The organism is Paenibacillus sp. 01T422 (genome assembly GCF_056398785.1).
In genome coordinates this window covers 1-4,423 of sequence record NZ_JBFTQB010000539.1, presented here as the reverse complement: position 1 = coordinate 4,423, position 4,423 = coordinate 1, and the positions used below count along the sequence as shown (strand labels likewise).

General features: G+C 46.9%; 5 protein-coding genes. All 5 read right to left on the bottom strand.

What is annotated here, in order from left to right:
• Positions 1-187 precede the first annotated feature (187 nt).
• Complete coding sequence (locus AC1DUA_RS25290; protein ID WP_477502394.1) at positions 188-985, bottom strand: alpha/beta hydrolase; 798 nt, start codon at positions 983-985, stop codon at positions 188-190.
• A 75-nt stretch (positions 986-1,060) separates the two neighbouring features.
• The gene (secG, locus tag AC1DUA_RS25285; RefSeq protein WP_477502393.1) at positions 1,061-1,297 is read right to left on the bottom strand and encodes a preprotein translocase subunit SecG; all 237 of its coding nucleotides are present in this window, start codon (positions 1,295-1,297) and stop codon (positions 1,061-1,063) included.
• A 111-nt stretch (positions 1,298-1,408) separates the two neighbouring features.
• Positions 1,409-2,125: a M50 family metallopeptidase gene (locus AC1DUA_RS25280; protein WP_477502392.1), complete on the bottom strand. Its 717-nt coding sequence runs from the start codon at positions 2,123-2,125 to the stop codon at positions 1,409-1,411.
• A 124-nt stretch (positions 2,126-2,249) separates the two neighbouring features.
• Positions 2,250-3,542, bottom strand: coding sequence for a phosphopyruvate hydratase (gene eno, locus AC1DUA_RS25275; RefSeq protein WP_477502391.1), 1,293 nt, complete (start codon positions 3,540-3,542; stop codon positions 2,250-2,252).
• 37 nt (positions 3,543-3,579) lie between these two features.
• A partial coding sequence (gene gpmI / locus AC1DUA_RS25270) for a 2,3-bisphosphoglycerate-independent phosphoglycerate mutase (RefSeq protein WP_477502390.1) occupies positions 3,580-4,423 on the bottom strand: 844 nt, incomplete at its 5' end.

The window sequence follows — 4,423 nt, the reverse complement described above, 5'->3', positions numbered from 1 at the left end:
CCTCTAGTTGGTTCAATAATTTAATAAAATCCTTGAACTCTTCTGCTCCTGCAATCCGGAAATGCTTTTCGAGCTCTTTATAGGACATGGGCTTATAAGCCTCATCTTGCATCAAACTAATAATATCTTGATTTGTTATCATATATTCTCTTCACCTTCTTGTTGTTGTTGAGCATCGTTCTTACACTCACCGTACCTGTTCCTTTACTCCATAGTATGCCACTTGTAGAGAAAGGATAAACGCCGCAATATCGGCATAAACAAGCTCTCTCTCTTGATCCAGCAGCAAACCGTGCGATGACTTCGCATAGAAACGAAGCTCTTTACTTCTGGAGCGAATGCGTTCATATAGAAACGCTGCGCTTCCCTGATGGACGACTCCATCCTTGCCCCCCTGCCCGATCCATATCGGCACATCCACTTGGGGCAGCAAACTTTTCACATGTTTTAAAAGCTTTCTCAAACTAACGACGCAGCGAATCGGCGTTTTGGTATATGCACATGACTCATCTAATTGCGTGGAGAGTGTTCTGGGCTTCTTATTTATGTATTTGATAAAATACTGCACAATGACAGCTAGCGCAGATTTTTTTGACGTAAGGAAAATCGGCGTAGCAAGCGAAATCACACCTGCCACTTGACGTTCGACCGCCAGCTTCAGGGCCAACAGACCGCCCATCGAATGCCCCATCACGACGACATTTTTGCATTTCGCCGCAAGCGCGTCGTAATTCTCCAGCACATGCCCATACCAATCCGTCCATCCGGTTCGTATCATATCTTCTGGTGACGTCCCATGTCCGGGAAGCCTCACGGCCTGGATGGTGTAGCCCTCATCCCGCAGTTCATACCCAATCCGTCGAAATTCGGAGGGCGATCCCGTGAACCCGTGAATCATTAATATGCCCGTTGTCTGCTTCGCCCCATTGCCTGTCCAGAAAAAAGGCTCGGTCGATTTGTAAACTTTGCTTTCGATGGTAAACATCTCCTACCTATAGGCCCGTTTAAAATGAAAAAACAGCAGGAGTAGATTTCCCCTGCTGTTATCGTTTTATGTGTGTTAGGCCTTCACTACGTATGCTACAACAACGGAAAGAATGAAAAATGCAGCAGCAAGCCCCATCGTGAAACGGGACAAGAAAAGTTCCAAACCGCGTGCTTTTTGTTTACCAAATAAATGCTCCGCACCACCGGAAATGGCACCAGACAACCCTGCGCTCTTACCTTTTTGTAGAAGAACAATCGCAATTAATCCGACCGAAGCTATGATCAACAAAATTTTCATAAAGATTAACATGTTTATTAGCACCCCAATTGCCTGTACTTTTGCTTATACAACTAGCATGAGTATTTTAACACAGTTCGTCCTAGAATACAACAAAAGAGGTATTTGGACGTTTTGAACCGTTTAGTCACGATAGGAATACGCGGATGATTGGCGATTAGCGCTTGTTGACCGCTTGTTCCGCCCAAGAAAAGCCTGAACGGCTTGCTTCGCACACCATAGCGCAAACAGCGTAAAGATAATGGCCCATACCATGGTCGGAACCCCCGTATGAAGCGCCAGATTCGTAGCATCCCCAGCCTGACGTGAATTTCGCGACGCAGCTTGGATCAAATAAATAGGTCCGAACACCGACTCTTCCAGACACAAGAAAGCTAGCAGCAAGTAATAGAAATTGCGCAGCCACTTGAGCGGAATAGCCATCATGATAACTGTCAAGGCAATAAAGCCAATTAAGAACATGATGCCGAAGCCATTGCGAACGAATAAGAGCAACGAAATGGTGGATATCGCGATCATGACCAGAAAACCAACCTGCTGCTTCCCTCTAGCAAATGCTGAGAACAGGAACCACGCAAATACGGAAGCTGTCATATACCCGGCCAAAGCCACAGGAATGATCGACCACGATCTGGCCTGGGAGATCGCCGAAAGCGTAACACCGCTATGGTTGGCGTACAGCTCAATGCGCTGCACTTGACCAGATAGCGCCAACGTCACCACCGCGTGCCCAAACTCATGAACCATGGTATCCAGGTTACGGAAAAAAGATGAGGGGATCCAATGCGTGAGCAATGCGGAACCTATTAGAAATAAAATAGTCTTCACCCAATTGCTCATTACAATGACCCCCTCGGTCGCATAAGCAGATGATGACCGAAGTCATCGTCTGCCTAAGCTGTTATTTAGTTATAATCGGAGAGACTTTGAACTACGTTCAAAGATCCCTATATTATGAACCAACTTATTTAAAGTTTCTCAAGTTGTAGAAAGCTTTTTTACCTGCATATTGAGCTACGCTGAACAACTCGTCTTCGATACGAAGAAGTTGGTTGTACTTCGCAACGCGGTCTGTACGGGAAGGAGCACCTGTCTTGATTTGGCCAGCGTTTGTAGCTACTGCGATATCAGCGATTGTGCTGTCTTCGCTTTCGCCGGAACGGTGGGAGATAACCGCTGTGTAACCAGCGCGTTTTGCCATTTCGATCGCATCAAAAGTCTCAGTAAGCGTACCGATTTGGTTAACTTTTACCAAGATGGAGTTACCGATGTTTTGCTCGATACCTGTGGAAAGACGCTCAGTGTTCGTAACGAACAGATCGTCACCAACGAGTTGAACTTTGTTACCCAATTTCTCAGTAAGCAACTTCCAACCTTCCCAGTCATCTTCGGAACAGCCGTCTTCAACTGTAATGATTGGGTATTTATCAACCCATGCTGCAAGGAAGTCAACCCACTCAGCGGATGTGAAGGATTTGCCTTCGCCTTCAAGTACGTATTTACCGTCTTTGAAGAATTCTGTGGAAGCAACGTCCATACCCAAGAATACGTCAACACCTGGTTTGTAACCAGCTTTTTCAATCGCTGTAAGGATTGTTGTGATCGCTTCTTCGTTGGATGTGAAGTTAGGAGCGAATCCGCCTTCGTCGCCAACAGCTGTGTTAAGGCCTTTGTCTTTCAATACGGATTTCAAGCTATGGAAAATCTCTGCGCCAATGCGAAGAGCTTCTTTGAAAGTAGGAGCGCCAACTGGCAGAACCATGAACTCTTGAACGTCAACGTTGTTGTCGGCATGCGCCCCACCGTTGATGATGTTCATCATTGGAACTGGAAGTGTTTTGGCATTGAATCCACCAAGGTATGTGTACAAAGGAACATCCAGAGCGTCAGCAGCAGCGCGAGCTACAGCCATGGAAACAGCTAGGATTGCGTTAGCGCCTAATTTTGCTTTATTCGGAGTACCGTCTAGCTCGATCATTTTTGTATCAATGCCAACTTGATCAAGTGCATCCAAACCAATGATTTCAGGAGCGATGATTTCGTTTACGTTCTCAACGGCTTTCAGAACACCTTTACCTAGGTAACGGCCTTTGTCACCATCACGAAGCTCAACAGCCTCGTATGCGCCTGTGGAAGCGCCTGATGGAACGATAGCACGGCCGAAAGCGCCGGACTCTAGATATACTTCAACTTCAACCGTTGGGTTACCGCGGGAATCCAATACTTCGCGTGCATAAACATCAGAAATAATAGTCATTGTAGAAAACACTCCTTTTATATAATTAATTTGGTTGCTATTTCTTAAGGATTGTAGTCCCGGTCATTTGCTCCGGTAGTTTAACCTCTAAGAAGTCGAGCATTGTTGGGGCAATATCTGCCAAAATTCCGCCGTCTCTTAGTGTAACAGATTTGTCCGTAACAATAAAAGGGACCGGATTCGTTGTATGTGCTGTATTGCGTGAACCGTCCGCATTCGTGACGACATCGGCATTTCCGTGATCGGCTGTGATGCAGACCACCCCGCCTTTGGCGAGAATCGCTTCCACCACTTTACCCAGACAATCGTCTGTCGCTTCGATCGCTTTCACCGTTGGCTCCAGCAAGCCGGAGTGACCAACCATGTCAGGGTTAGCAAAGTTAAGAATGATCACGTCATGACGTTCTGCTTCAACCTCTTTAACTACGGCATCAGCCAACTCGTAAGCGCTCATCTCTGGCTGAAGGTCATATGTAGCAACCTTCGGAGAAGGAATCAGCAAGCGAGTTTCACCTGGAAGTTCCGCGTCGCGACCGCCGCTGAAGAAGAACGTTACGTGCGGATATTTCTCAGTTTCCGCTGCACGAAGCTGCTTCAGACCGTTCTGAGCCAACACCTCGCCGAGCGTGTTGTCGAGATTCTTCGGTTTGTAAGCTACGAAACCGTCTACTGACTCGCTGAACAACGTCAGACATACGTAGTACAAGTTCTTAGCCACTTTAGGACCACGATCAAAGCCACGGAAGTCTTCATTCGTGAAGACTTGAGAAAGCTGAATCGCACGGTCCGGACGGAAGTTGAAGAAGATGACCGCATCGCCGGATTCAACAAGTCCTACCGGTCTGCCATCCTCGCCAACGATAACCGTTGGCATGACGAAC

Coding starts and splice junctions, on each gene's coding strand:
- AC1DUA_RS25290 (WP_477502394.1), bottom strand. CDS start 985: ATGTTTACCATCGAAAGCAAAGTTTACAAATCGACCGAGCCTTTTTTC.
- AC1DUA_RS25280 (WP_477502392.1), bottom strand. CDS start 2,125: ATGAGCAATTGGGTGAAGACTATTTTATTTCTAATAGGTTCCGCATTG.
- secG (WP_477502393.1), bottom strand. CDS start 1,297: ATGTTAATCTTTATGAAAATTTTGTTGATCATAGCTTCGGTCGGATTA.
- eno (WP_477502391.1), bottom strand. CDS start 3,542: ATGACTATTATTTCTGATGTTTATGCACGCGAAGTATTGGATTCCCGC.